Below are 23,560 nucleotides of genomic sequence, written 5' to 3'. Positions count from 1 at the left end.
GCCAATCTCCCCCCAAGTGGGGGAGATGTCCGGCAGGACAGAGGGGGGCGCCGTAGAGCGCTAACCTATCAAACCTTTGGTTGGCGAGGACGGCAAACGCCATTCTCGCTAGCCAGTCAAAATAGCCCTTACTCCCCCGGCCCCTTGCACGCGACGATCTGGTCCTTGGTGTACGTCGTCCAGTCCGGGATCGAGATCGAGACCGGCCATTCGGGGCTGAGCGACGGATCGGCGGCGGCTTTCAGCTTGGCCTTGCCTTCCTCGGTGGCGTTTTCCCAGAGCTGCGGCTCGACCAGAACGGTCTGCTGCGCCGGCTTCTTGCCGTCGAGGATCTGGAGCGCGAGCGTCACGCCGGCGCCGCCGATCGAGCCGGGATTGGTCACGGCGGCCCCGACCAGGTCCTTGACCGAATTCAGCTGGCCGACGAAGCCGGCATTGTCGGCGCCGACCACGGGCACCATCGGCGCCTGCGATTCCACCAGCGCGTCGACGATGACGTTGTCGATGCCCGAGGTCCACACGCCGTTGAACGGCGTGCCGGTGGCGAGGAAGGACAGCATCTGCTGCTTGGCCTGGTCCTGCTGCCAGCCGGTGAACACTTCCTGCGCGACCTTCACGTCGGGGAATTCGGCCAGCGCCTTCTTGAAGCCCTTGTCGCGATCCGAGTCGGCGGAGGCGCCGGCGGCGCCGCGCATGTAGAACACCTCACCCTTGCCGCCCATCTGCTGGAACAGCCATTTGGCGCCGAGATAGGCATATTGTTCCTGGTTGTTGGAGATGATGTAGGCCGAGGGTTCGGTGACCGCCTGGTCGACGGCGACGACAACGATGCCGGCCTTGGTGGCTTCCTCCAGCCCCGCCTTGATGCCGGCGGGATCAGCCGGATTGACGACGATGGCGTCGACCTTGGCGCTGATCAGGTTGCGGATGTCCTCGAGCTGCCCGGCGGCGTCGGTGTTGCGGTGGGCGATGTTGAGCTTGGTCACTTCGCCGGAGGCCAGCGCCTGCGCCTTCATGGCGCAGACCATCTCCTCGCGCCAGCCATTGCCCTGCACGGTGTTGGAGATGCCGATCGTGTATTTGCCCTCGGCGGACGAGGCGCCCATCGAGGCCAGCAAGGCAGCACCGGCGAGGAGCGGAACAATGGGCAGCGGCACCATGGTCAGGTATTTCTTCATTTCAGATTTCCTCCACTTTGATTTTCATTTCAATTCCAAGTCGTTACACCGGGCCGCGCAGAAAGAGATTCAGGCGGCGCCTCGATGTTGTTTTTGCGCCTTCATTTGACGAAGGGACGCAGCACGTCGCGGGCAAGCAGGAAACCGCGCTTGACCTTATCGTCGCTGCCCTCGAACCACCGGTCCTCGTGCTCGATGATGATCGGGCCGTCATAGCCGGCACGGTAGAGGCCGGAGAAGAAGCCGTTCCAGCCGACATCGCCCAGCCCCGGCATGCGCGGCACCTGCCAGCCTATGCCAGACGAAAGGATTCCGCGCTCGTACAAACCATCATGATCAATCATCAGGTCCTTGGCGTGGACATGCAACATGTAGGGGCCGAATTCCCTGATGAAGCGGGCCTGGTCGATCATCTGCCAGACCAGGTGTGAAGGATCGAAATTCATGCCGACATCGCCGCCCCAGGTTTCGAGGATGCGGCGCCAGACCAGCGGCGAATAGGCGATGTTGTGGCCGCCCGGCCATTCGTCATAGCTGAAGATCATCGGGCAGTTCTCGAAAGCGAGCTTGACGCCGTGGTCGCGCGCATGGGCGACGATGTCGGGCCAGATTTCGAGCGCGTGCTGCCAGTTGACGTCGACGGTCTTCGAGGCATCGCCGCCGCAAAAGGTGTTGACCAGGGGAACGCCCATATTCGCGGCCAGCACGATCACCCGCTTCAGATGGTCGATCACTGTCTTGCGGTGGGCGGCATCGGGATGCAGCGGGTTGGGATAATAGCCGAGACCGGAAATGGTCAGCCCCTTGCCGGCAAGGTTTGCCGCGATGTCCCTGGCCTGCGCCGGCGAGGTCGCGGCGGTGTCGATGTGGCTTGTACCGGCATAGCGGCGGCTGGCGCCGGAGGCTCTCGGCCAGCAGGCGATTTCCAGCGCCTCGAAGCCTGCCGAGCTTGCCCAGTCGGCGACCGCGTCGAGCGGCGTCTCCGCGAACGGTGCGGTGAGCAGTCCAAGCCTCATAGTGCCTCCCCTGGTCGTGAATTCACGACCGATTCCTACTATGCAGATCGTGCCGGTTGCTTCAACCGCTCATCTGCCGGTTGCGCGCATGCATGCCTGACGGTTGCCATCGGATCGTCCGACAACAGCCCGTCGAGCGCCGATGTGACGGCCTTGCGGAACATGTCGTTGGCGGCGAGGGCGGGATCGAAGATGGCGTCAATCGCCAGGATGCCCGCAGCCAGTACCGGGACGTCGCGTCCGCTTGCCTCCGCTATGCCTGCGATCTTGCCGGCATAGGGGTCCGACACCGGCCAGCGCCGGCCGAACCGGGATGAAGCCTGGATCAGATAGGCCATCCAGCCGGCGACGGATACCGACAGCAGCGCAATGCTTTTTTCCTCGCCCAGCTGATCGCGGATCGGGTTGAGCAGGCGCTGCACGATCTTTTGCGAGCCGTCGGTGGCGATCTGGTGGTTGCGGTGGCGGATCGCGGTATTCTGCAGACGGCCAAGGCTCTGCTCGACATAGGCTGATGGGTCCATGCCGGGCACCGGCTTCAACGTTGGCAGCGTCTCCTCGACGAGCATGCGGCGCACGAAGGCCGACAGCAGCGGGTCCGCCATCGCATCGAAAGTGTGTTCAAGGCCGGCCAGCACGCCGAGATAGCTGAGCGTCGTCTGAGCGCCGTTCAGCACACGCATCTTGAGATGCTCGAACGGCGTGACGTCGTCGACGAAGGTTGCCCCCACCAGGTCCCAGCGCGGCACGCGGCCGGCGAATTTCTGCTCGATCACCCATTGCCGGAACGGCTCGCCGGCAACGACGGCTCCATCGCGGTAGCCGAAAAGCTGCTCCACACCGTCGAGATCGGCCTGCGTGCTCGCCGGCACGATGCGGTCGACCATGGCGCTGGGGAAGGCGGCATTGGCCGCGATCCAGCCGGCAAGGCCGTTGCCGCGCCGTTCGGCAAAAGTCCGCACGACATTTTCCAGGATGGTGCCGTTCGCCGGGATGTTGTCGCAGGAGAGCAGCGTCAGCGGCCGGCCGTGCGTGGCCATGCGTTGCTCCAGCGCCCGCGCCAGAATGCCGGGCACGCTGCGCGGCGTCAGCGGGTTTGCGAGATCGTGGACGATGTCGGGATGGTCGAGGTCGAGCGCGCCGCTGGCCGGAATATGACAATAGCCCTTTTCGGTAACGGTCAGCGTCACGAATTCGATGTCCGGGGAGGAGAGCACTTCGAGCGCGGGCATAGCGCTCGCCTGGCTATCGACAATGCGCACGATGCTGCCGATGACGCGGGCCTCGACATGGGAATCCTGGCGGATGAGCCTGGTGTAGAGCCCGTCCTGAGGGCCGAGCGTATCGGCGAGCGCCGGCGGACGGATGTTGATGCCGACCACGCCCCAGCGGCCGAAGCTCCGCGCCAGGAGGTCGTCGGTGTATTCGGCCTGGTGGCAGCGGTGGAAGGCGCCGACGCCGAGATGCGCCATGCCTGCCTGGAGCAAGGCACGGTCATAGCCGGGCCTTTGCACCGTCGCCGTCAGGCGGCCGAGCAAGGCCGGACCGAGCGTCTCGTGCGCGGCTCTGCTCACCGGTTGGCTCCGATCACCCACTGTTCCTGGTCGATCAGCGAGCCGGTCATCGGTCCCGCGGCGTCGGAGAGAAGGAAGACGGCGAGCCTGGCCACGTCCTCCGCCGAGAACAGCCGGCCGAAGGGCTGCGCGGCGTTGGCGGCATCGAGCCAGCCGGCGCCGTGGCCGAGCGTCTCGGCCTGCATGACGCGCTCGGCGGGCGTATCGGTCCAGCCGACATTGATGCCGTTGACGCGGATGCGGTCGAAGCGGTGGGCGTTGGCGGCGTTCCTGGTCAGCGTCGCCAGCGCGCCCTTGGTGGCGGAATAGACGGCGAGCTCGGGCGAACCGCAATGGGCATTGATCGACAGGATGTTGACGATCGCGCCGCCCTGGCCCCGCTTCCGCATGTCGGCAATCGCCGCCTGCACGAGGAAGAAAGGGGCGCGGGCATTGACGGCGAACAGCGAGGCCCAGTCGTCGGGGGTCGCATCGAGGAAGGAGGCCCGGTCGGTCAGGCCGGCGGCATTGACGAGACCGTCGATACGGCCGAAGCGGTCGATGCAGGCTTGCGCCAGGAGGGCAGGGGCTGCCGGGTCGGAAAGCTCGGCGGCGATGAAGTGTGCCGGCGTGCCCGCTTGCGAGAGCTCCGCAGCAACGGCCTCGCCGCGCGTCCCGTCGCGGCCGGTGACCAGCAGGCCGCCGGCGCCGGCACGCGCCAAGGTTTCGGCGACTGCCCGGCCGATGCCTTGCGTCGCGCCGGTGACCAGCACCATCTTGCCGTCGAGCTGAAGCTCCATTCCTCCTCCCGGAACAAAGTTTCTATTTCTGAAGATATGGAATGTCAGTTCCCGTTAGTCAACCGCGCAATCATTCTGCCCGTTGGGCCACGACACCATGGACCAAAGCCATGCCGACGGCGAGCGACGCCGCCAGCGAGCGGAAGCCTGCGAAGTCCTGTTCCACAACTTCCAGCCAGGTGTCCGAGAACTTGACCAGCGGAGAAAAAGTGCTGTCGGTGATGGTGACGATCCGCGCGCGCCGCTCGTGGGCGACCGCGACGAGGTCGGGCGTGATCGAATTGTAGGGACTGAAGGAGACCGCCAGCACCGCGTCGCGTCTGCCGATGCAGCCGACCTGGTCGAGCGCGGTGGAGCCGACATTGTCGACCAGCACATTGCGCACGCCTTGCTGCGACAAGGTCAGCGAGAGATAGCTGGTGACGGGAAAGGCGCGCTTGGAGCCGATGACGTAGATCAGCTCGGCGGCCGAAAGCAACGCCACCATTTTCTCGAAGCTCTCGATATCGAAGCCGGTTTCGATGCGGCCGAGCGAGGCCTGCGAGGCGCCGACCATGCCGCGCAGGAAATGCAGGTCGGCATTGGATACGCGCGGCGTGCGTTCCTGGCCGCGCCCTTCCGGCCAGGACGCCTTGACATGGTCCTTGAACAGGCCCTGGAAATCGGAAAAGCCGGCATAGCCGAAGATCTGGGCGAAGCGCACCAGCGTCGAAGGCTGCACCCCTGCCTGCGCGGCGACCTGTGCGATGGTGCCGAGCGCGACGTCGCTCGGATGCTGCCACAGGAAGATCGCGACCTGGCGCAGCCGCTTGGGAAAATGGACCGTGCCCGACGACAGCACCGCGCGCAGCTCCTCGTAAGTCTGCGGCTTGATATAGCCGAGCGCCGCCAGCGAGCGCCCGCGCTTGCGGGTCGTCGCCTCGTCGGCGCTGGACCGTCCGGATGATTTGCGCGCCCCGCTCATGATTTCAGGCTAGCGCGATACGATCGTTTTACAATATGAAAATTGGAAATCCTGTTCGAGGGTGGTAGCTGTTCTGCAGCGAAGAAGTTCGATGCATTCAACATAGCACCCTATGGCGCCCCCCTCTGTCCTGCCGGACATCTCCCCCACAAGGGGGGAGATCGGATGTCACGCCGGCTTTCGCCAAATTGCCAGCGTTGCATGAAAGGCGTCGCGGTCGACGCTGCCAATCTCCCCACCTGTGGGGGAGATGTCCGGCAGGACAGAGGGGGGCGCTACAGAACTCGACGGTGGGTGCTGGCTTGACATCCTTAAATCGGAGGAGACAAACATGGTCTATGCGACATCGGACGGATCGGCGGGCAAGCGTTTGCGCGTCGGCATGGTGGGAGGCGGGCAGGGCGCCTTCATCGGCGCGGTGCATCGCCTCGCCATGCGGCTCGACGACCAGATCGCGCTGGTGGCCGGCGCGCTGTCGTCCGACCCCGGGAATGCCGCCGCCTCGGCCGCCGAGATCGGCATCGCGCCGGAGCGCAGCTATGCCGATTACCGCATGATGGCCAAGGCGGAGGCGGCGCGCCCGGACGGCATCGAGGCGGTCGTTATCGTCACGCCCAACTATCTGCACGCGCCGGTCGCGACAGCCTTTCTGGAAGCCGGCATCGATGTGATCTGCGACAAGCCGCTGTCGACGACGCTGGGCGAGGCGCAAGCCCTGGTGGCGCTGACGCGGGAGAAAAATCGCCGCTTCGTCGTCACCCTCAACAACACCGGCTACGCCATGGTGCGCCAGGCGCGCGAGATGGTGGCGGCGGGCGAACTCGGCCGCATCGTCTCCGTGCACGGCGCCTATATCCAGGACTGGCTGACCAGGCCGATCGATGCCGACGGCCAGAAACAGGCGGAATGGCGCACCGACCCGGCGCGCGCGGGCCAGTCGGCGGTGCTGGCCGATATCGGCGTGCATGCCTTCAACCTGGCGAGTTTCATCAGCGGCCGCGAGGCCGAGACGGTGTCGGCCGACCTGTTCACCGCCGTGCCGGGACGGCGGCTCGATGACAACGCGCATGTGCTGGTGCGCTGGGCGGGCGGGGCACGCGGCACGATCCTGGCCAGCCAGACGTCGCCCGGCCACTATAATGATCTCTCCGTGCGCATCTATGGCGACAAGGCGGGGCTTGAATGGTCGGGCACGCGGCCCGAGGAACTGCGCTTCTCCAGATATGGCGAGGAAAGCCGCACGCTCGTGCGCGGCGGCCATGGCTCGACGCAGGAAAGCCGGCGCGTGTCGCGCATGCCGGCCGCTCATCCCGAAGGCTATATCGAGGCCTTCGCCAATTTCTACCGCGACGCCGCCGACATCATCCGCGCGCATCGTTCGGGCGCCGCCGTCGATGCGGCCCGGGCGGCGCAGGTGCCCGATGTGGTCGACGGCGCGCGCGGCGTGAAGTTCGTCGCCGCGGCGGTGGAGTCGAACGCGGCTGACGGGGCGTGGACGGCGGCAAGGTTCGGGTGAGGGTGTGCCATCCAATGTGACATCGCGGCCACGCCCGACGGTGCCGCGCGGTTGACGGCGATCAAGAGTTGGCCGTCCATTCGGGACCGCGCTGTGTTCCGCCATTTTTCAAGCCCGTTGCGAGGCTGGTTTCGAAGGCAACAGCCGGTTGACTGGCTTCCAAATCGTTGCCGCCGACCTCGCGCGAGGTGATTGCGACGCTATGTCAGGCGCATCCGCGTTGCTCCCCGCCCGCGCATTCGGCAATCTGTCGCTTCTTCGGCGTTGAAGGCTTGCTCCGATGGAACTCGGTCTCATTGGATACTACAGCGACTTCGTGGTTTACCCCCTGGCGATCGCCCTGCTGGCTGTGGCCGGGCTTATCGAGGCCGGCGAAGAGAGCGCGCCAGGCTGGCTGGCGACGGCGCTGGCGTGCCTGTGTCTGTGGACGCTGATCGAATACGTCATGCACCGCTTCGTCCTTCACCACATTCCCTGGATCAGGGATCTGCACGCCCGCCATCATGTCGAGGAGCGCAGTCCGGTGGGCACGCCGACCTGGCTCAGCCTCGGCGTGCATGCGCTTGTCGCGTTCTTTCCCGTATGGATGGTCTCGGATTTCGCGGTCGCCAGCGCGGCGAGCTGCGGGCTGATGCTGGGCTACCTATGGTACGTCAGCATCCACCATGTGATCCATCACTGGCATCCCACTCATCCGAGCTATCTCTACACGCTGAAGCGCCGCCACGCGCTGCATCATCATGTCGACGAAAATGTCAATTTCGGCGTGACGTCGCTGTTCTGGGATCGGGTCTTCGGCACGATGCGGCTCTGAAGCCAACTGGTGTGCGCCATTCGGGAAGCGCAGACAGCCATTCCCGCTTACAATTCCTTCTGCGCCAATTCCCTGAACTCGTCGGGCACCGAGCGGGCCGCCTCCAGCGCCACGGTGCCGTAGCCGACGGCCTGTTTGCCGAAACGCTCGCGGATCTTGTCGATGGCGCGGTCGGCGCCGAAGCGTGCGAGGCCCTTCCTGGTGCCGGGGCGGCGCTTTTCGTCGGCGAGGCCGAGCGGCAGTTCGAGCTGCAATTCGGCACTTTCCTCCAGATGCGAGACCGAGATCGCCAGCAGCGAAATCGTCCTGTCATGCGGATGATCGGCAAGCACGCCCCGCACCAGGTCTGTCGCGATCTCGGCCAGCATCACCGTCGCCGAGATCGGCTGGTCGAGCGTGATCGAGCGGGTGACGGCGCTGAGGTCGGCGAAGCGCACGCGCACCGTCACCGTGCGGCCGGGGCGCGCCTTGGCGCGCAGCCGGCTGGCGACCCGGTCGGCCAGATGCAGCAGGACGGGGATGTAGACGCATTCCAGTGCCGGCTTGCGGCCAAGCGCCGACTGGGCACCGGCCGAATGGGCGCGGCGACGTGTTTCCAATTTGCGCGGATCGCGGTTCCACGACAAGGCGGCAAGCTTTTCGCCGGCGGCAGGGCCGAGCAGCCGCGCCAGCGCGCCGCTGTGCGTCCTGGCCAGTTCGCCGATTGTCTGGACGCCGATCTCGGCCAGCCGCGCGCTGGTCGCCGGGCCGACGCCCCACATCAGGGAGACCGGCAGGTCATGCAGGAAGGCGATCTCGGTGCCGGGCTCGACCACCACCAGCCCATCGGGCTTGGCCACCTGCGAGGCGATCTTGGCCAGGTGCTTGGTGCGCGCCACGCCGATCGAGATCGGCAGGCCGAGTTCGCTTCGCACGCGGCGGCGAATGGTCGAGGCGATCTCCCGCGGCTGGCCGAACAGATGCGTGCAACCGGCGACATCGGCGAAGGCCTCGTCGATGGAGATGCGCTCGACCAGCGGCGTGAAATCGTCGAGCACCTTCATCGCGGCGTCGCCGAGCCGCTGGTAGTCGCGGAAATTTCCGCCGACGAAAATCAACTGCGGGCAGAGCTCGCGCGCCTTGCGCCCCGGCATGCCGCCGCGCACGCCGAAGGCGCGGGCTTCGTAGGAGGCGGCGAGCACGACGCCGCCGCCGACCGCGACCGGCTTGCCGCGCAGCGAGGGGTCGAGAAGCTGCTCGACCGAGGCGTAGAAAGCGTCGAGATCGGCATGCAGGATGGTGGGCTCCATCCCCGGTTCCTCGCGACGTTGTAGAGTATGGAACATAAAGAGAACAAACATTGCTCGCTGTCAAGCGAGGTCGCGATCCGCCGGAACATTGTCGCTCACAATCGCGTTGACGGCCGAAGGGCGCCGCGTGCGGAGGCTGGCATGGGCAACTTTGAAATGATCGATCTGGTTTGCGTCGTCAACGCCTGCTCGACCGACCGCGCCGCGGGGCGGCTGGTTTCGATGGCCAAGGCCGTGGAGGAATTGCGGGTGCTGACCGGCGATTTCGTCTCGGCCGACGAAACAGTCGCGAATGCGCTGAGTGAAGTCGCGCTGCAGTGCGGCTGCGCCGTGCTGTTCGATGAGCAGGCGGGCGCCGACATATTGCGCACGCCATAGCTCGTCGCCGGCGTGCTGCAATGCATCACGCAACCGTTCCAATCGCTTGTTTTTGCGCTATTCCGAACAGAGGGCCGTGACGCACTTTCTAACGCGCGTTGCCTGTGCGGGTCGTTGTCCCCGAGGCCGCCTTGGCGACATCCATCAACCGAGATGCTCCGCCCGCAGCGCCTGCTTGAGGCGCTCCAGCGCCGGCTCGCCGTCGGCAGCGAGCTTATCGGCGATCCTTGCCAGATCATCGTCGGCCTTGCGGTGCTTGCTGCCCCAGGCGCCGAGCGTGGCCAGCACGGGCACAAGGTCGATGCCGGCCTCGGTCAGGCGATAGATCGCCTTCAGCCCATGCGAGGGATCACCGCTGCGGGTGAGGATGCCTTCGTCCTGCAATGTCTGGAGGCGCTCGGCCAGCGTACGCGAGGAAATGCCCTCATCGGATTGCAGGAATTCGCGAAAGTGCTTTTTTCCGGCGAAGACTAGGTCGCGGATGATGAGCAGCGTCCAGCGGTCGCCGAGCAGTTCGAGCGACAGGTTGATGGGGCAGCCAGACCGGTCCCGTGTCGACATGTGTATGGTTCCATTTTTAAATCGCTTTACTATTGACATCATTTTCATCTCAGGTCAATAGTTCCAAATGTAAACCATCGGCAACCGTGCCGGCCGGACGGGTAAAACGAGCCGCTCGGCCCTTGACTGGGAGAACCATAATGAAAAAGCTGATCCTCCAGATGCAGATGTCGGTCGACGGTTTTGTCGGCGCCGCCGGGGATCATCGCTGGCAGCTCTGGGAATGGGGCGACGACAGCGCCTGGGACGAGGAGCTGAAGCGGGACTTCAACGCCGTCTTCGCCGGCATCGATACCATCCTCTTGAGCCGCAAGATGGCCGAGGAAGGCTACCTCACCCATTGGGGCAATGCGGCGAAGAGATATCCGCGCGACCCGTTCTATGCTTTCGCCCAGCGCATCGTCGAGGCGAGGAAGGTGGTGCCGAGCGACAGGCTCAAGGCCTCGCGATGGGAGGGCACGACAGTGGTCAGCGGCGACCTGCCGCGGGAGGTCGACTTGCTGAAGAGGGGTGAGGGCGGCGACATCGCGGTGTTCGGCGGCGCCGGCTTCGCCTCGGCGCTGATCGCGGCCAGGCTGGTCGACGAGTTCCAGCTGTTCATCAACCCGGCCGTGCTGGGCGCCGGCCGCCGCATCTTCGACCAAGGCGGGTTCGGCAGGCTGCGGCTGCTCGGCTCGAAATCCTATGCGAGCGGCATGGTGGTGAGCCGCTACGCGCCGGCCGGCTAATCGAAAGGCATTGCACTGATATCATGCCTGCCGTTGAGCTTGGGCATGGCAGTCGGCGATGCAGCACCAAGCGCGGTTGTGCCTTAGCCCCAGGGGCGAAGGGAACACGCGCCTCGATGTACTCTTGGTCAACACCTTGGCCTCACCAATTCACTTCGCATCATGAAAAATGATGCCCACCGTGTGCCGCATGCCCGAGCGCAGGCGGCTGACGCCGTGGCGCAGATTGACGCGGTAATTGCCCTTGGTGCCCTGCACCGGCCGATTGTGGACGGCGAAGGAGACGGCATCGCCCTGGCGCAAGGGCACCACTTCCACCCGGCTCTGCATGCGCGGCCGCTGTTCGGTCAGGGCGAACTCGCCGCCGGTGAAATCCTCGCCGGGTTCTGAAAGCAGAACCGCCACCTGCACCGGAAAAGCGAGGTCGCCATAGAGGTCCTGGTGCAGGCAGTTGAAGTCGCCGGGCACATATTGCAGCAGAAGTGGCGTCGGCCTGACCTGGCCGGCGGCGTGGCACTGCTTGAGAAAGGCGGCATGCGTTTCGGGATAGCGCGTGGCGATGCCCATGCGTTCGTTCCACCGGTTGGCGACCTCGGCGAGCCTGGGATAGAGCGCCGTGCGCAGCCCGCCGATCAGGTCTGGCAAGGGGTAGCGGAAATAGCGGTATTCGCCCTTGCCGAAGCCGTGCCTGGCCATGTGGATATGGCTGCGGAAATGTTCTTCATGCGGATAGAGCCCGGCGAGTTGTCGGCACTCCTGCGGCGTGAGCAGCTTTTCCATCACCGCACAGCCGAAGCCGTCGAGTTCGGCGGCTAGGGCTGGCCAGTCGTAAGCGGCAACGCGTTCCTCGGCGGCTTTCACCACCGATGCCGCAACCTTGGCATGGGCGGTCATATCGCGGCCTCTTTGTCCAGCAAAGCGTGCTTGCGCTCAGTGCCCCAGCGGTAGCCGGAGGGCGTGCCGTCGGCGCGGACGACGCGGTGGCAGGGAATGCCGAGCGCGATCGCGTTAGCGGCGCAGGCCGTCGCCACGGCGCGGGCGCCGTTCGATTGGCCGAGACGCTGGGCAAGGGCGGCGTAGGTGATGGTTGCGCCGCGGCGGATGCTGCGAAGCTCGCCCCAAACCTTTTGCTGGAACGGCGTGCCGTGGCTGATGTCGAGCGGCAGGTCCAGGCCGGCGGCGGGCGTTTCGATGAAACATGCCATCGCTGCGAGATCGTCATGCAAGGCGGTCTCGTTCTTGACCAGCATCTTGCCGGGAAAGCGGCTGGCGAGGTCCTGCGCCAGCGCCTCGGCGTCGGAGCCGATCAGGATGGCGCAGACGCCGAGGGAACCGCGCGCGGCGAGGATTTTGCCGATGGCGGATTGGGCGACGGCGTAGGTGATGGTGTCGAGGGCGGCCCCGCCGGCAGCTATCGCCGGCGTGTGGGTTTGCGTGAGGTTCATTGCTTCACTCCTTCTGTGGGCCTGAACCTTAGCCGCGTGCTTTCCGTTCCTCACTCCGATGCTTGCTTTCAAATTCAATTTCCGGAACGGTGCGGAGGTAAGTACCCTACGGCGCCCCCCTCTGTCCTGCCGGACATCTCCCCCACTTGGGGGGAGATTGGCTGTCACAACCGCCTTCGCCAATCTACGACGTTGCAGGAATGAGTGGGACGCCGAAATTGCCAATCTCCCCCTCGTGGGGAGATGTCCGGCAGGACAGAGGGGGGCGCCGTAGAGCGCTGATTTATGCGATACGAATGACAGCAACCTCGCCAAGCAAAAAAACCTCGCCTGATAACAGCCGCAGTTCGATCTCGCCGGTCGCGCCACGGCTCCACTCGGCCTTGCCGCTCTCGACAAGCTCCCCGAGCGCAGCCATCACCAGCGACCGCGCATCTTTGGCGCGTCTGACGGCGCCGCGATGGGGGATCCCAATGTCCGCATCGGTGGTGGAAGACCTTGCCATCGCGCCCATTGCCGCTCCTCCTCAGGCCTCGCGGCCGAGCAGCGCGCGCTTGCGCTCCGCGCCCCAGGCGTAGCCGGACAGGGCGCCGTCCTTGCGGATCACGCGGTGGCAGGGAATGGCGACCGCGAGCGCGTTGGCGGCGCAGGCGCCGGCAACGGCGCGGGTCGCCTTCGGCGCGCCGATGCGCCCTGCTATCTCGGCATAGGAGACGGTGCGGCCGGCCGGGATGTCCCGCAGGGCCTGCCAGACGCGCTGCCGGAACGCGGTGCCGCGCAGGTCGAGCGGCAGGTCGAGACCAAGCCTTGGAGCCTCGACGAAACCGACGACGCGGGCGACGAGCGCCTCATAATCGCGGTCGGCGCCGATCAGGCGCGCCTTGGGGAAACGGTCCTGCAGGTCGCGCACCAGCGCGTCCGGGTCGTCGCCGAGCAGGATCGCGGCGACCCCCTTCCTGCTCGATGCGACAAGGATGGCGCCGAGCGAGCATTCGCCGACGGCGAAGCGGATCTCCTCGCTGGCGCCGCCGGCGCGGTAGCGCGTCGGCGTCATGCCGAGCATGCCGGCCGACTTCTCATAGAAGCGTCCGCTCGAATTGAAGCCGGCATCGTAGATCGCCGCTGTCACGCTGGCGCCGTCTTCCAGGCCCCGGCGCACCCTTTCGGCGCGCCGGGCGGCCGCGTAGTCCTTTGGCGTCAGGCCGGTGACGGCCTTGAAGGTGCGGTGGAAATAGCCGGCGCTGCGGCCGGCGGCGGCGGCCAGTTCACCGAGCGACGGTTCCTCCTCGCTCTGTTCGATCCTGCGGCAGGCCTCGGCCACCATCGCGGCGTTGCCGGCCTCGAGCGAAGGTCCGTCGGGATTGCAGCGCCGGCAGGCGCGAAAGCCGGTCGCCCTGGCCTCGTCCAGCGTGTCGTGGAGCTGCACGTTCTTCGGGTTGGCGCGCCGCGACGGGCAGGAGGGCCGGCAATAGACGCCGGTCGTGGCCACCGAATACCAGAAGCTGCCATCGGCCGATTTGTCGCGCGCCACGACTTGCGTCCAGCGCGGATCGTCGGCGACCGGCAGCGGCGCGGGTTTGAGATCCTTGGCAAGGGTGATGAACATGGCCGGCATTGAAGCCGCAGACGACCCGCGTCGCCACCCGTTTCCTGCCAACTGAGAGGTGGACGCGAGCCTATTCGTCGGGACACACAAAGAGTATGACAAGATTGATCCGGAGAAGGTGTGATGGAAAACATTCGACCTCTTAAGACCGAAGCCGATTACGATCGGGCAATTGCCGAAATCACCCAATATTTCGAGAACGAGCCGGAAATCGGCTCTCCCGATGGCGACCGATTTGATGTTCTCGCAACCCTGATCGAGGCCTATGAGGACAAGCACTATCCCATTGAAGCACCCGATCCCGTTGAAGCCATTCAATCCCACATGGAGTTGTTCAACTTGCCGCGAAAGGCTCTGGCCGAGGTGATCGGATCATCACCCCGGGCAACGGAGGTGCTGAACAGGAAGCGGGCCTTGACCCTGGACATGGTCTTCAAACTGAACAAGGAATGGAACATTCCGGCCGAAATCCTCGTGCAACCCTATCATCTTGCAAATGATCGGGGTCGAAAGCGCGCCTAACGGGCTCCAGAATTCTACGCCGCCCGTTTGGGCTCGACCGCGAACGGGCTGAGGCCGAGCCAGGTCTGCATCTTCCTTGCGATGTGCTGATCTCCGGTCAAGGCGACCTTCGCGCCGGCCTTCTCGACGGTGATCAATCCCATCCAGATCGCCGTCATCGTGTGCAGGTCGGTCGAGACGTAGAGGTCGATATCGAAGCCCGGATCGTACCAGCACAGATCGACCTCGCCATGCTTTTCGACGATCAGCCACCACGACCGTTTGGACGCCGGCAGCTCCTGGTACAGGAATTGTATCACGGTGCGCCCGTCGGGCAGCGGCGAGGGGTTCAGATTGCGCCGCATGTCCCACATCAGCAGCGACGGATCGAGGTTCTTGAGGGACAGCCGGGACTCGACCCATTTCTGTCCCCAAAAGCCCATCGCCTCGACGACGGGGCGCAAATCCCGGCCGGCCTCCGTCAGCCGGTATTCGGAGATGCCCTTCTCGCCCGGCACCTCCTTGCGCTCGACGATCCCGGCGAGCTCGAGCTCTTTCAGCCGTTGCGACAGAAGGCTGGGCGACATTTTGGGAACGCCGCGGCGCAGGTCGTTGAAACGGGTCGAACCCGCCACCAATTCGCGCATCAGCACCATCGTCCAGCGGGTGCACAGCACCTCGGCGGCCATCGATAGCGGGCAGAACTGCTTGTATCCGTGCTGGGCCATGATCCGACGTCCTCCCTCGAAACTGGGCTGAACATTAGGCCTTCATGAAGGAAGCGGCCAGTACGGAAACTGTACCGGCCCGGTACAGATCGCGGACTGGCCGGCGCCGGCCCTGCCATGCGAGCCCTTTGACCGGCCGCGGGGATCTCCCCTGTGCGCCGTAACAGGGAGAAGACCATGACCACCTACGTAATCGCAGACATCAAGGTGAAGAACCCGCAGTGGATGCCGGCCTACGCCGCATCGGTGCACGACCTCGTCCACAAGCATGGCGGCAAGTATCTGTCGCGCAGCGGCAATGTGAAGACGCTTGAAGGCAAGCCGCTCGACACCACTCTGATCGCGCTGATGGCATTCCCGTCGGAAGCGGCGGCGCGCGCCTTCGCCAACGATCCGGCCTACGCGCCCTTCGTCTCGGCCCGTCAGGACGGTAGCGACAGCCGCTTCCAGATGATCGACAACACAGACCTGGCGGGGACGATCCCGTATCTGCCGAAGGGATGAAGCTTTCCTCCATCCGTCGCATCGCTTTCGGGCTCTCCGAGCAACGACAATCACGGCGCTTGCCTGCCGCGCCTCCGTATTTCCGGCGGCCGGCGCGCTGGGCCTTTTCAAGAAGAATGGAATGAACATGATACGCAAATTCCACAACGGGCTTCTCATGGCGGGGGCCATGCTGGCCGTCTGCGCCACTTTCGCCCAGGCCCATCAGGACGAGGTCGCATTTACATCCGGCGCGAATCCACTGGCCGGTAAGGTGCGGGCGGCGAACGGCCGGTTCCTCGACGTCAAGGTCGCCACGGACGAAGGCTATGCGCCCATTCCCTGCGCCAGCGGCATCACCGGCGGCGCGATGGGCATTCACTATGTCAACGGCCAGTACCTGAAGGACGACAAGATCGACATTGCCCGTCCCGAGGCCGTGATGTACGAGCCGATGGCCGACGGCACACTGAAGCTGGTGGCGGTCGAATACATCACCGCCAAGGGGCCGGCGTCACTGGACGGCCAATTGTTCAACTTCAACAGTGCGCCCAACCGCTACGGCCTGGGCGAATTCTACGAGCTGCATGTCTGGGCCTGGAAGGGCAACCCGACCGGCACCTTCGCCGACATGAACCCGAAAGTGTCGTGCGAACACGCGGTGGCGCCCAGCCAGTAAGCAATGAAGCCAGGCGGTGAAGGCCGCCTGGCTCGACGCTGTCCGCTCCGGCCCGTTATCGCGGCGCGGGATTGGGGGCCGCCGATCCCGTATCGGAAGACTGTTGGGCCACGTCGGAAGCCTGCTGCCCCGATGCCGGTAGAACGAAGCGTCCGGTCAGGTACCAGAGCAGAGAGACCACGATGATCGATAGGTAGCCGTCCACGGCATAGTGCCAGCCGGTATAGACCGAGCCGAACAGGATGAGTGCGGCGAACGACCAGCCTGCAACGGCCCAGCGGCGACCAAAGCCGGTGAGGAAGAAGGCATTGAGCGTGACGATGGCGACATGCATGCTTGGCATCGCCGTGATGCCGCTGCCCAGCGCGGAGCTGCCGCTGTCGTGTGCATCGAGCAGATAGCTGGCGGCGAACCGCACCGGCAAGGCATACGGGTCTGCCATCAGCGCTGCGAGCACCCCGGCAAATCGGCTGCCGCCATAGAACCGGTCGTAGAATATCGGCCCGCTGGATGACAGCATGATTGGAAGAACGGTGCCACACAACATCATGGTGAGCGCGAACGCCCAGAGATAGCGGATGCGCCGGGCGGGACTGTTCCAGAAGGCGACGAAGAGCACGACGCCAAGCCATTGCATGAACCACCAGGACATATAGGCCTTGAAAACCAGCATGGAGGCGGGCTCTGAAACGATGCCGTGCGTCCATACCCAAGGATCGACGCCGTGCAGCCAACGATCGAGGTCGGCCAGCATGGGATCGCATAGTAAGGCACGATCTCCGGTATGGTGATCCTGAATGTCGTGAAAGCGATGATGCCGAGAAAGAATAGCAAGACGACCCGCGCGGCCGCCGGCCCGCGTTCCTTGAGTATGTGCACCATGAATCTTGTCGGCCTGGGCCCGCCATACACCAATGCCGTTAACCCGAGGCCAACCACCAGCAGCACCGGCAGCAAGCCGAGGAATGTCCCGAAGTACTTTATGGACAGCAGAAGATATCGCTCAGGCCGCAGGCAAAGCGCCGTCGCGACGCAGACCAGGCACAGGCCCGTCAGCAGCCAGCTGCTTCTGGTTGTCGCCACGCCAAGATCAACAGTGGAAACCGATCGGAGATCGCCGCCCTGTGTTCCGGTGTAACCACTCATCAGGGAGGTCCCGCCAGCTTTCGAACTTGTCATGAATGTTCTGGCGGCAACGTATTAATATCTTGTTGCACCCGTAATGGTGTCTGGTTTCCAATGTAATACTCAATAGTGTAGTATTGTATTCAAATACGGGCTGAGGACGATGGCGGTGCTGGCCCTGTGTTGGGTTGCTGCCAAGAGGCCTTTCGTCACGCACGTGCAATCGAGAGGGACCACTGCCTGGACGGCGATGGTCCCTCTCATTCAAGCCGCCTTGATCAGGCCGAGCTGGGTCAACGCCGCGACGCCGTCGTCGAGGCCGATCTCCTCGACGATCCTGCCCTCGATCACCTTCAGCACCGTGGTGCCGGTGAAGCGCATGGTGCGGCCGGTGGCGGCGGGCAGCGAACCGACGAGGAAATCGCTGAAGGCCGGACCGGCATGGGTGCCGCCGCCTTCCCACTGGCCGACGACATAGTCGCCTTCGGCGATGAGGTCGGCGGTGGCCCAGAAGTTGAGGTCCGGGAAGGCAGCGCGGAAATCGGTCATGAAGGCCTTGATGTCCTCGCGGCCGCGGCGCGGTTCATGCAGCGAATATTTGAGGAGCATGTCGGGCGCGGCGATGGCGTCGACGACGGAAAGATCGCAGGTTTCACCCCAGAAATCAGTGAACCATCTAACGACGACGGCCTTGTTGTCTTCCTGTTTGGTCATGGGAAAAGTCCTCTTGTGTTTGCACGAGATCGCCAGGGCGGGCGGCGACCCCGCGCAAACACTAGGAGGATCGCCGGGCGGGCAAACTCCGCTTCTTGCCCGCCAATCGAAAGTCGGGACCGCAAGCGAGGAACGCGGCGGAGGCACCGGCGTGGTAACGCTTTCTTCTCTGGTTTTGCCGCAGATTGTCCCCGGCGGGGTTGGACGAAACGGAAGATGGCGGGTCAGGACAAGAAAAGCCGTGATGGAACGTTCTGGGAGAAGGCCCTGGAGCGCGCCCAACTTGGCGTCTGGGACTGGGACCTTCGGACAGGCGAGTGTTTCTATTCCGCCACCTGGGCGCGGATGCTGGGCTATGACGAGGACGAGCTCGCCAACAGCAGCGACCTCTGGCTGCGGCTTACCCATCCCGACGATCGCGAGCAGGCGCTGGCCAGCGGCGACCGTCACATCGCCGGCCTGACCGACACCATCGAGACCGAGCTCAGGCTCCGGCACAAGCAAGGCCACTGGGTCTGGGTGCTCGACCGCGGCGGCATCGTCGAACGCGACGGCGACGGCCAGCCGATCCGGCTGATGGGCGTGCAGACCGATATTTCGAAACAGAAGGCGGCAGAGGCCGCGCTGGAACAGGTCAACATCCGCTTCCGCCTGGCGCTCGCGGCCAGCGGCACCGGCATCTGGCACTACGACATCGCCAGCAACAAAAGCTATTGGGATTTCCGCACCAGGGAAATTTTCGGCCTTGTCGCCGTTACCGACGAGGTGACGGCCGACCTGTGGCACAGCTACCTGCATCCCGACGACAAGCAGGCGGCCGAACGCGCCCACAGGGCGCCGCTGGAAACCGACGGCGTCATTGCCGCGCAATATCGCATCATCAGGCGCGACGGCGATATCCGTCATGTCGAATCGCTGGTGCGTTTCGTCGCCGCCGCCGGTGCCGCCGGCCAGATCCTCGGCACGGTGCGCGACATCACCGAGGACAAGCTGCGCGAACAGGAACTGGCCTATGCCGCCCGCCACGACGCGCTGACCGGCCTGTGGAACCGCGCCGCCTTCGACAGGCTGCTTGGCGAGCATATTGCGGTGGGGGCGCCGCTGGCGGTGTTCTATGTCGATCTCGATTACTTCAAGGCGCTCAATGATTTCGCCGGGCATGCCGCCGGCGATCTGGCGCTGAAGAGCGTCGCGGGGGGCATACGCGGCTGCCTGCCGTCGTCGGCGCATGCGGCGCGCCTGGGCGGTGACGAGTTCGCGCTGCTGGTGCCGCATTGCGACGCGGTGCAGGCCGAGCGGATCGCCGGGGCCGTGCTTGGGGCAGTGCGCGAGGCCGATCTCGGTCCGGCCGCGTCATCGCGCCGACTGGCGGCTTCGATCGGCATCGCCTTCATCGATGACGCCACGACCACCGTGGCCGATGCGCTGGCTTGCGCCGACGACGCCTGCTACGCGGCCAAGGCGGCGGGGCGCAACCGCTTCGCGGTGTTTTCGGCCGCGGCGCGATCGGGAGCCGCCGGCCTCAATGCGGCGCGCATCGCAGCCGACACCGTCGATGCCATGGACGACGGGCGGCTGAAACTGTTCGGCCAGGAAATCCATCTCCTGGGAAAGCCATGGCAAGAGTGCCGGCACGTCGAAGTGCTGGCGAGGCTCGCCGCGCGCAACGGGCGGCTGGTGCCGCCGGGCGAATTCATCCCGGTGGCCGAGCGTTTCGGTATCGCCTCGAAACTCGACCGCTGGATCATTCGCACGGCGCTGTTGCGGCACGGACCGGCGCTGCGTGCCGGGGCGCTGACGCTGGGCTTCAACCTGTCGGCTCAGACATTGAGCGATCCGGGGCTGTGGGATTTCGTCGACAACACCATCGAGGAAACCGGTGCGCCGCATTCCGGCATCGGATTCGAGATCACCGAAACCGCGGCCGTCACCAATTTCGATGCCGCGGAGGACTTCGTGCGCAAGGCGCGTGAGCGACGCTGCCGGGTCAGCCTCGACGATTTCGGCGCCGGCATGAGCTCGTTCGAGTATCTCAGGCGCTTTCCCGTCGATGCGATCAAGATCGACGGCTCGTTCATCGAACATATCACCGACAGCCGCTTCGACCGCGAGATCGTGCTGGCGATGACCGGCATTGCCAGGAGCCTCGACTTCGCCGTGGTGGGCGAAAAGATCGAACGGCACGATACGCTGGCCATGCTCCAGGACATGGGGGTCGCCTACGGTCAGGGCTTCTTTCTGCATCGTCCCGAGCCGCTGGAGGCGATCGTTTCGCGCGCGACGGCCGGAACGCCCGACAGGCGGCGCGCCTGAAGCGGGCAAGCCGCCCGCCAGAATCGCCGAGCCACTCCAACACTCCATTAGGCAATCCCGAAGAGCTGTATTAGGCAATCCCGAAGAGCTGTTAAGCACGGCCCCTGGAACGGCTCCGGGCGGTCGGCCGGGCGCGGCGGAACGATCACTGGCGGTCGGCGAACCGTGCCGATCGCGGAAACTCCAACACCTCTGCCTCCGATCGCCTGTGCTGCGCCTCCGCGACCGCTTCGATCAGCAGGTCGAGGGCTTCGCATGCCGAGCGGCTTGTCTCGTCATCGCCGCGCAAATAGTGATAGGCGCGTTCGAGATGCACCCGGGCGGCTGAAAAATCGCTGGTCAATGATCCCTCCATTACCTCGCCCTAATATATCTTGGCCGGTCTGGCGGAACACAGGGTAAATATCCACAGGCGGATTTTATTCAAATGCCGGGGGATTCCGGCAAGAAGGGCGAGGCGGTGGCTGTCAGGAGAGACAACGCCCAACCCCTTTGCCATGCCTTGCCACGCGGCTAGAATGCTACTCCCTTGTCCGAGGATGGCAGCCATGATCGTCCAGGCCTGCATCAATGGCGCACGACCGCGCGATTTTCATCCGAAATTGCCGCTGACGGCGCAGGCGATGGCGAGCGATGCGGCCGCCTGCGTCGTCGCGGGCGCAGCCGAGCTGCACATCCATCCGCGTGGCGCGGACGGGCGCGAGAGCCTGGCCGCCGTCGACGCGACCGTGCTGGCGGTGCGTCGGGCCTGTCCCGGCACGCCGATCGGCGTGTCGACAGGCGCCTGGATCGAGAATGACGTCGAGCGCACCCGCGCGGCGATCGCCGGCTGGCGCGAACTGCCAGATTATGCCTCGGTCAATCTTTCGGAGGCCGACGCGCCCGGCGTGATGGAGCTTTTGCGCCAGCGCGGCGTCGGCATCGAGGCCGGCCTTGCCACAACGGAAGATGCCGAGCGGTTCGTCAGTCTTGCCGATCACGACCGGGTGCTGCGCATCCTGATCGAGATCGACATACAGGAATTGCCCGCCGCACTCGCCGAGGCGCACGGCATCGTCGCCGCGCTGGACCGCGCCGGGGTGCGGCGGCCGATCCTGCTGCACGGCGCCGACGCCACGGTCTGGCCGTTCGTGGAGCTGGCGCGTCGAAGGCGCTGGTCGACGCGAGTCGGACTGGAAGACGGCAGGACGCTTCCCGATGGAAAGGTGGCGCTGGACAATGCGGAGATCGTCGCGGCGACGGCGGCGGTGTTTTGGTCGAAAACCTGAAGGGTCTCAAGCGCCTTGGCTGTGCAGCCGGTGCGACAAGCCGACCCGACCTGCTCCGCCATGAATCGTTCTCACTCGAGGCGCAGCTAAATAAAGGCAAATTCGGCCTGGCGCGGGGAGCCTTGTGCAACTGCCGCGGAGTTCCTGCATGTCACTGTCCGGTACCACAACTCGCTACGGAAGCCTTGCCCAGGCATTCCACTGGTTGACGGCACTGCTCGTGCTCATCGCCTTCCTGGTCTCGGCAGGCGGCCCTCCTACGCGCGTTTATTCAGCGCCCAGGGCCTCGATGCTGCTGCTTCATGAATCGCTCGGCTTCGCGGTTTTCTGGCTGCTGGTGATCCGCCTGGCCTGGCGGCTGTTCGATCGCATTCCCGATGCTCCGTCCATGCCCGCCTGGATGTATGTCGGGTCGAAGGCGGTACATTGGGCGCTCTACGCATTGATGTTCGCTGTGCCGGTGACCGCCATGCTCGGCGCATGGTTTGGCGGCCATCCGGTCACGGTGTACGGCTTCGGTCCGATCGGTCCGCTTTTCGCCCCATGGGACGTCGGCGCTTCGCTGGCGGAAATCCACGGCACGCTTGGCGACATCCTCATGTGGCTGGCCGGCCTGCACGCCGCGGCGGCCGTCTTCCACCACGTTCTTCTGCGAGATCGCGTGCTCAGCCAGATGCTGCCCGGCTTGGCTGCTCCAGAATGATCCGGATCGCCTGATCCACCACGGGATGCAGGCCGCTGGCCTGGAAGGACAGGCGGTTGCCGGAGCCGACATTGCTGGTCATGGCGATGGTAAGACCGGTCGCCGGATCATGCAGCATGACCGCGACATAGCCCGGAATGCTGCCCTGATGGCCGTAGAAGGCGCGGTCGGCATAGGCGCTCTGGAACATGCCGGCGCCGGTCTCGCGCATGCGGGTGCCCGGGAAGCTCGCCGGCACGCGGCGTTCGAACATCTCGGCGAAGAAAGGCGGCGACAAGAGCTTGCCGGAGAACAGGCTGCGCATGAAGCTCACCATGTCGGACGGCGTCGACACCATGTCGCCGCAGCCATAGGCGGCGCCGAATGGGAAGGAATCGGAAGAATCCTGCAATTCGTCGGAGTAGGGCAGCACGCCGTCCATGCGCCACATCTCGCCGCCGGAAGCGATGTCTGTCGGTGCGCCCGGCGCCAGCGGCGGCCGGTGGTAGTAGCCGCGCACCATCGACCTTTCCGGGAATGCTTCGGTGGCTGGCGACCAGGTGTTTTCCAGGGCGAGCGGCCGCAGGACCGCGCTTCTGACATAGGCGCCGAGCGACTGGCCGGTGACGGCCTCGATCACCATGCCGGCCAACACATAGCCGGTGTTGTTGTAGACAGCGGGTCCGCCCGGTGCCTTCTGTTTGTCGGAGGCGAAGGCGATGTCGACCAGCTGCTGCGGCGTCCATTGCCGGCCCGGATCCATCGGTATGTAATATTCGAATTCCGGCAGGCCGCTGCGATGGTTGATCAGCTGGCGCACCGAAATATTCCCGGCGCCCGGCAGATCCGGGAACCAGGAGGAGATCGGCGCGCCGAGCTCGAGCTTGCCGGTCTCGGCGAGCTTGACCAGGGCGGCGGCGACGAAGGTCTTGGTGCAGCTGCCGATCTTGAACAACTGGTCCGGTGTGACTGATGTGCCATGTGCGCGATCGGCTAGGCCCGCGGTGAGGGCGATTGGCGCGGCGCCTGTCGAATAGGCCAGCGAGGCACCCACCGCGCCGTCGGCGAGGTAGCTGTTGAGGAGGGAGGTCAGGTCTTTCGGCATTGATATCGCTTTCTTTTTTCCTTCTCCCCCTGTGGGAGAAGGTGGCCTCGCGAAGCGAGGTCGGATGAGGGGTGCTCCAGGGAACACCAACGTCTCATTCCGCTGGAACACCCC

Annotated in this window: 26 protein-coding genes; 10 read left to right on the top strand and 16 right to left on the bottom strand. The window is 65.0% G+C overall.

Annotated elements, in window-relative coordinates; all coding sequences use genetic code 11:
• Positions 1 to 128 precede the first annotated feature (128 nt).
• The 5 genes from FJ951_RS16680 to FJ951_RS16660 all read right to left on the bottom strand — a co-directional run bounded on the left by FJ951_RS16680 (position 129) and on the right by FJ951_RS16660 (position 5,511).
• Positions 129 to 1,178 carry an ABC transporter substrate-binding protein gene (locus tag FJ951_RS16680; protein WP_140516043.1) on the bottom strand — a complete coding sequence of 350 codons (1,050 nt, stop codon included), beginning with the start codon at positions 1,176 to 1,178 and terminating at the stop codon, positions 129 to 131.
• Positions 1,179 to 1,279: 101 nt separating this feature from the next.
• Positions 1,280 to 2,194 carry a sugar phosphate isomerase/epimerase gene (locus tag FJ951_RS16675; RefSeq protein ID WP_140516041.1) on the bottom strand — a complete coding sequence of 305 codons (915 nt, stop codon included), beginning with the start codon at positions 2,192 to 2,194 and terminating at the stop codon, positions 1,280 to 1,282.
• A 38-nt stretch (positions 2,195 to 2,232) separates the two neighbouring features.
• On the bottom strand, positions 2,233 to 3,768 hold the full coding sequence (locus tag FJ951_RS16670; RefSeq protein WP_140516039.1) for a mannitol dehydrogenase family protein: 1,536 nt from the start codon (positions 3,766 to 3,768) through the stop codon (positions 2,233 to 2,235).
• Positions 3,765 to 4,547 carry an SDR family oxidoreductase gene (locus tag FJ951_RS16665; RefSeq protein ID WP_140516037.1) on the bottom strand — a complete coding sequence of 261 codons (783 nt, stop codon included), beginning with the start codon at positions 4,545 to 4,547 and terminating at the stop codon, positions 3,765 to 3,767. The genes FJ951_RS16670 and FJ951_RS16665 overlap by 4 nt, the downstream gene beginning before the upstream one ends.
• Positions 4,548 to 4,617: 70 nt before the next feature.
• Complete coding sequence (locus FJ951_RS16660) at positions 4,618 to 5,511, bottom strand: MurR/RpiR family transcriptional regulator (RefSeq protein WP_140500070.1); 894 nt, start codon at positions 5,509 to 5,511, stop codon at positions 4,618 to 4,620.
• Positions 5,512 to 5,842: 331 nt separating this feature from the next.
• On the opposite strand from FJ951_RS16660, the gene FJ951_RS16655 reads away from it, so the two are divergent.
• Positions 5,843 to 7,027, top strand: a complete 1,185-nt coding sequence (locus FJ951_RS16655) for a Gfo/Idh/MocA family oxidoreductase (RefSeq protein ID WP_140516036.1) — start codon at positions 5,843 to 5,845, stop codon at positions 7,025 to 7,027.
• A 280-nt stretch (positions 7,028 to 7,307) separates the two neighbouring features.
• Positions 7,308 to 7,841 carry a sterol desaturase family protein gene (locus FJ951_RS16650; RefSeq protein WP_140500066.1) on the top strand — a complete coding sequence of 178 codons (534 nt, stop codon included), beginning with the start codon at positions 7,308 to 7,310 and terminating at the stop codon, positions 7,839 to 7,841.
• Positions 7,842 to 7,888: 47 nt separating this feature from the next.
• Here the strand turns inward: FJ951_RS16650 and dinB are convergent, their stop codons facing one another.
• The gene (gene dinB / locus FJ951_RS16645) at positions 7,889 to 9,130 is read right to left on the bottom strand and encodes a DNA polymerase IV (protein WP_140516035.1); all 1,242 of its coding nucleotides are present in this window, start codon (positions 9,128 to 9,130) and stop codon (positions 7,889 to 7,891) included.
• A gap of 141 nt (positions 9,131 to 9,271) precedes the next feature.
• Between dinB and FJ951_RS16640 the strand changes: the two genes are divergently transcribed.
• The gene (locus FJ951_RS16640; RefSeq protein WP_140500063.1) at positions 9,272 to 9,508 is read left to right on the top strand and encodes a hypothetical protein; all 237 of its coding nucleotides are present in this window, start codon (positions 9,272 to 9,274) and stop codon (positions 9,506 to 9,508) included.
• Positions 9,509 to 9,652: 144 nt separating this feature from the next.
• On the opposite strand, the gene FJ951_RS16635 is transcribed toward FJ951_RS16640, so the two are convergent.
• Complete coding sequence (locus tag FJ951_RS16635) at positions 9,653 to 10,069, bottom strand: helix-turn-helix domain-containing protein (protein WP_140516034.1); 417 nt, start codon at positions 10,067 to 10,069, stop codon at positions 9,653 to 9,655.
• A 140-nt stretch (positions 10,070 to 10,209) separates the two neighbouring features.
• Here FJ951_RS16635 and FJ951_RS16630 point away from each other — a divergent pair, with 140 nt between their 5' ends.
• Positions 10,210 to 10,797 carry a dihydrofolate reductase family protein gene (locus FJ951_RS16630; protein ID WP_140516033.1) on the top strand — a complete coding sequence of 196 codons (588 nt, stop codon included), beginning with the start codon at positions 10,210 to 10,212 and terminating at the stop codon, positions 10,795 to 10,797.
• A gap of 150 nt (positions 10,798 to 10,947) precedes the next feature.
• Here the strand turns inward: FJ951_RS16630 and FJ951_RS16625 are convergent, their stop codons facing one another.
• From FJ951_RS16625 to ada, 4 genes are all read right to left on the bottom strand, one after another.
• Positions 10,948 to 11,691: a 2OG-Fe(II) oxygenase gene (locus FJ951_RS16625; protein WP_140516032.1), complete on the bottom strand. Its 744-nt coding sequence runs from the start codon at positions 11,689 to 11,691 to the stop codon at positions 10,948 to 10,950.
• Positions 11,688 to 12,242, bottom strand: a complete 555-nt coding sequence (locus tag FJ951_RS16620; protein ID WP_140516030.1) for a methylated-DNA--[protein]-cysteine S-methyltransferase — start codon at positions 12,240 to 12,242, stop codon at positions 11,688 to 11,690. Before FJ951_RS16620 ends, FJ951_RS16625 begins: the two co-directional genes overlap by 4 nt.
• A gap of 283 nt (positions 12,243 to 12,525) precedes the next feature.
• A complete protein-coding gene (locus FJ951_RS16610; RefSeq protein ID WP_140500055.1) occupies positions 12,526 to 12,756 on the bottom strand; it encodes a hypothetical protein in 231 nt (76 codons plus the stop codon).
• Positions 12,757 to 12,768: 12 nt separating this feature from the next.
• Positions 12,769 to 13,848 carry a bifunctional DNA-binding transcriptional regulator/O6-methylguanine-DNA methyltransferase Ada gene (ada, locus tag FJ951_RS16605; protein WP_181167217.1) on the bottom strand — a complete coding sequence of 360 codons (1,080 nt, stop codon included), beginning with the start codon at positions 13,846 to 13,848 and terminating at the stop codon, positions 12,769 to 12,771.
• A gap of 123 nt (positions 13,849 to 13,971) precedes the next feature.
• On the opposite strand from ada, the gene FJ951_RS16600 reads away from it, so the two are divergent.
• Positions 13,972 to 14,370, top strand: coding sequence for a type II toxin-antitoxin system HigA family antitoxin (locus FJ951_RS16600; RefSeq protein ID WP_140516028.1), 399 nt, complete (start codon positions 13,972 to 13,974; stop codon positions 14,368 to 14,370).
• A 14-nt stretch (positions 14,371 to 14,384) separates the two neighbouring features.
• Here FJ951_RS16600 and FJ951_RS16595 read toward each other — a convergent pair whose 3' ends face one another.
• Positions 14,385 to 15,077 (bottom strand): helix-turn-helix domain-containing protein, encoded by a 693-nt coding sequence (locus tag FJ951_RS16595; protein WP_140500050.1) that lies wholly within the window; start codon positions 15,075 to 15,077, stop codon positions 14,385 to 14,387.
• Positions 15,078 to 15,254: 177 nt separating this feature from the next.
• Between FJ951_RS16595 and FJ951_RS16590 the strand changes: the two genes are divergently transcribed.
• Positions 15,255 to 15,581, top strand: coding sequence for a DUF1330 domain-containing protein (locus FJ951_RS16590; RefSeq protein WP_140500048.1), 327 nt, complete (start codon positions 15,255 to 15,257; stop codon positions 15,579 to 15,581).
• Positions 15,582 to 15,702: 121 nt separating this feature from the next.
• A complete protein-coding gene (locus FJ951_RS16585) occupies positions 15,703 to 16,239 on the top strand; it encodes a hypothetical protein (protein ID WP_181167216.1) in 537 nt (178 codons plus the stop codon).
• A 55-nt stretch (positions 16,240 to 16,294) separates the two neighbouring features.
• Here the strand turns inward: FJ951_RS16585 and FJ951_RS28820 are convergent, their stop codons facing one another.
• Positions 16,295 to 16,993, bottom strand: a complete 699-nt coding sequence (locus FJ951_RS28820) for a phosphatase PAP2 family protein (RefSeq protein ID WP_246671740.1) — start codon at positions 16,991 to 16,993, stop codon at positions 16,295 to 16,297.
• 635 nt (positions 16,994 to 17,628) lie between these two features.
• Entirely contained in the window at positions 17,629 to 18,078 is a 450-nt protein-coding gene (locus FJ951_RS16575; RefSeq protein WP_140516026.1) for an ester cyclase, read from the bottom strand.
• Positions 18,079 to 18,294: 216 nt separating this feature from the next.
• Between FJ951_RS16575 and FJ951_RS16570 the strand changes: the two genes are divergently transcribed.
• Positions 18,295 to 20,391: an EAL domain-containing protein gene (locus tag FJ951_RS16570; protein WP_140516024.1), complete on the top strand. Its 2,097-nt coding sequence runs from the start codon at positions 18,295 to 18,297 to the stop codon at positions 20,389 to 20,391.
• Between the two features lie 145 nt (positions 20,392 to 20,536).
• Here the strand turns inward: FJ951_RS16570 and FJ951_RS16565 are convergent, their stop codons facing one another.
• Positions 20,537 to 20,734 carry a hypothetical protein gene (locus tag FJ951_RS16565; RefSeq protein ID WP_181165267.1) on the bottom strand — a complete coding sequence of 66 codons (198 nt, stop codon included), beginning with the start codon at positions 20,732 to 20,734 and terminating at the stop codon, positions 20,537 to 20,539.
• A 205-nt stretch (positions 20,735 to 20,939) separates the two neighbouring features.
• Between FJ951_RS16565 and FJ951_RS16560 the strand changes: the two genes are divergently transcribed.
• Together FJ951_RS16560 and FJ951_RS16555 are read left to right on the top strand one after the other, a co-directional pair.
• Entirely contained in the window at positions 20,940 to 21,659 is a 720-nt protein-coding gene (locus FJ951_RS16560) for a 3-keto-5-aminohexanoate cleavage protein (RefSeq protein WP_140516022.1), read from the top strand.
• A 148-nt stretch (positions 21,660 to 21,807) separates the two neighbouring features.
• On the top strand, positions 21,808 to 22,362 hold the full coding sequence (locus FJ951_RS16555) for a cytochrome b (protein ID WP_140500038.1): 555 nt from the start codon (positions 21,808 to 21,810) through the stop codon (positions 22,360 to 22,362).
• On the opposite strand, the gene FJ951_RS16550 is transcribed toward FJ951_RS16555, so the two are convergent.
• Positions 22,325 to 23,446 carry a serine hydrolase domain-containing protein gene (locus FJ951_RS16550; RefSeq protein ID WP_140516020.1) on the bottom strand — a complete coding sequence of 374 codons (1,122 nt, stop codon included), beginning with the start codon at positions 23,444 to 23,446 and terminating at the stop codon, positions 22,325 to 22,327. The two genes, FJ951_RS16555 and FJ951_RS16550, sit on opposite strands and share 38 nt — an antisense overlap.
• Between the last annotated feature and the right edge of the window lie 114 nt (positions 23,447 to 23,560).

It is taken from the genome of Mesorhizobium sp. B2-2-3 (assembly GCF_006442405.1).
GTDB lineage: Bacteria > Pseudomonadota > Alphaproteobacteria > Rhizobiales > Rhizobiaceae > Mesorhizobium.
This window is presented reverse-complemented; position numbering and strand designations above follow the sequence as displayed.

Coding starts and splice junctions, on each gene's coding strand:
- FJ951_RS16610 (WP_140500055.1), bottom strand. CDS start 12,756: ATGGGCGCGATGGCAAGGTCTTCCACCACCGATGCGGACATTGGGATC.
- FJ951_RS16595 (WP_140500050.1), bottom strand. CDS start 15,077: ATGGCCCAGCACGGATACAAGCAGTTCTGCCCGCTATCGATGGCCGCC.
- ada (WP_181167217.1), bottom strand. CDS start 13,848: ATGTTCATCACCCTTGCCAAGGATCTCAAACCCGCGCCGCTGCCGGTC.
- FJ951_RS16625 (WP_140516032.1), bottom strand. CDS start 11,691: ATGACCGCCCATGCCAAGGTTGCGGCATCGGTGGTGAAAGCCGCCGAG.
- FJ951_RS16640 (WP_140500063.1), top strand. CDS start 9,272: ATGGGCAACTTTGAAATGATCGATCTGGTTTGCGTCGTCAACGCCTGC.
- FJ951_RS28820 (WP_246671740.1), bottom strand. CDS start 16,993: ATGCTGGCCGACCTCGATCGTTGGCTGCACGGCGTCGATCCTTGGGTA.
- FJ951_RS16655 (WP_140516036.1), top strand. CDS start 5,843: ATGGTCTATGCGACATCGGACGGATCGGCGGGCAAGCGTTTGCGCGTC.
- dinB (WP_140516035.1), bottom strand. CDS start 9,130: ATGGAGCCCACCATCCTGCATGCCGATCTCGACGCTTTCTACGCCTCG.
- FJ951_RS16620 (WP_140516030.1), bottom strand. CDS start 12,242: ATGAACCTCACGCAAACCCACACGCCGGCGATAGCTGCCGGCGGGGCC.
- FJ951_RS16550 (WP_140516020.1), bottom strand. CDS start 23,446: ATGCCGAAAGACCTGACCTCCCTCCTCAACAGCTACCTCGCCGACGGC.
- FJ951_RS16675 (WP_140516041.1), bottom strand. CDS start 2,194: ATGAGGCTTGGACTGCTCACCGCACCGTTCGCGGAGACGCCGCTCGAC.
- FJ951_RS16570 (WP_140516024.1), top strand. CDS start 18,295: ATGGCGGGTCAGGACAAGAAAAGCCGTGATGGAACGTTCTGGGAGAAG.
- FJ951_RS16555 (WP_140500038.1), top strand. CDS start 21,808: ATGTCACTGTCCGGTACCACAACTCGCTACGGAAGCCTTGCCCAGGCA.
- FJ951_RS16680 (WP_140516043.1), bottom strand. CDS start 1,178: ATGAAGAAATACCTGACCATGGTGCCGCTGCCCATTGTTCCGCTCCTC.
- FJ951_RS16660 (WP_140500070.1), bottom strand. CDS start 5,511: ATGAGCGGGGCGCGCAAATCATCCGGACGGTCCAGCGCCGACGAGGCG.
- FJ951_RS16635 (WP_140516034.1), bottom strand. CDS start 10,069: ATGTCGACACGGGACCGGTCTGGCTGCCCCATCAACCTGTCGCTCGAA.
- FJ951_RS16560 (WP_140516022.1), top strand. CDS start 20,940: ATGATCGTCCAGGCCTGCATCAATGGCGCACGACCGCGCGATTTTCAT.
- FJ951_RS16575 (WP_140516026.1), bottom strand. CDS start 18,078: ATGACCAAACAGGAAGACAACAAGGCCGTCGTCGTTAGATGGTTCACT.
- FJ951_RS16600 (WP_140516028.1), top strand. CDS start 13,972: ATGGAAAACATTCGACCTCTTAAGACCGAAGCCGATTACGATCGGGCA.
- FJ951_RS16585 (WP_181167216.1), top strand. CDS start 15,703: ATGAACATGATACGCAAATTCCACAACGGGCTTCTCATGGCGGGGGCC.
- FJ951_RS16590 (WP_140500048.1), top strand. CDS start 15,255: ATGACCACCTACGTAATCGCAGACATCAAGGTGAAGAACCCGCAGTGG.
- FJ951_RS16630 (WP_140516033.1), top strand. CDS start 10,210: ATGAAAAAGCTGATCCTCCAGATGCAGATGTCGGTCGACGGTTTTGTC.
- FJ951_RS16665 (WP_140516037.1), bottom strand. CDS start 4,547: ATGGAGCTTCAGCTCGACGGCAAGATGGTGCTGGTCACCGGCGCGACG.
- FJ951_RS16650 (WP_140500066.1), top strand. CDS start 7,308: ATGGAACTCGGTCTCATTGGATACTACAGCGACTTCGTGGTTTACCCC.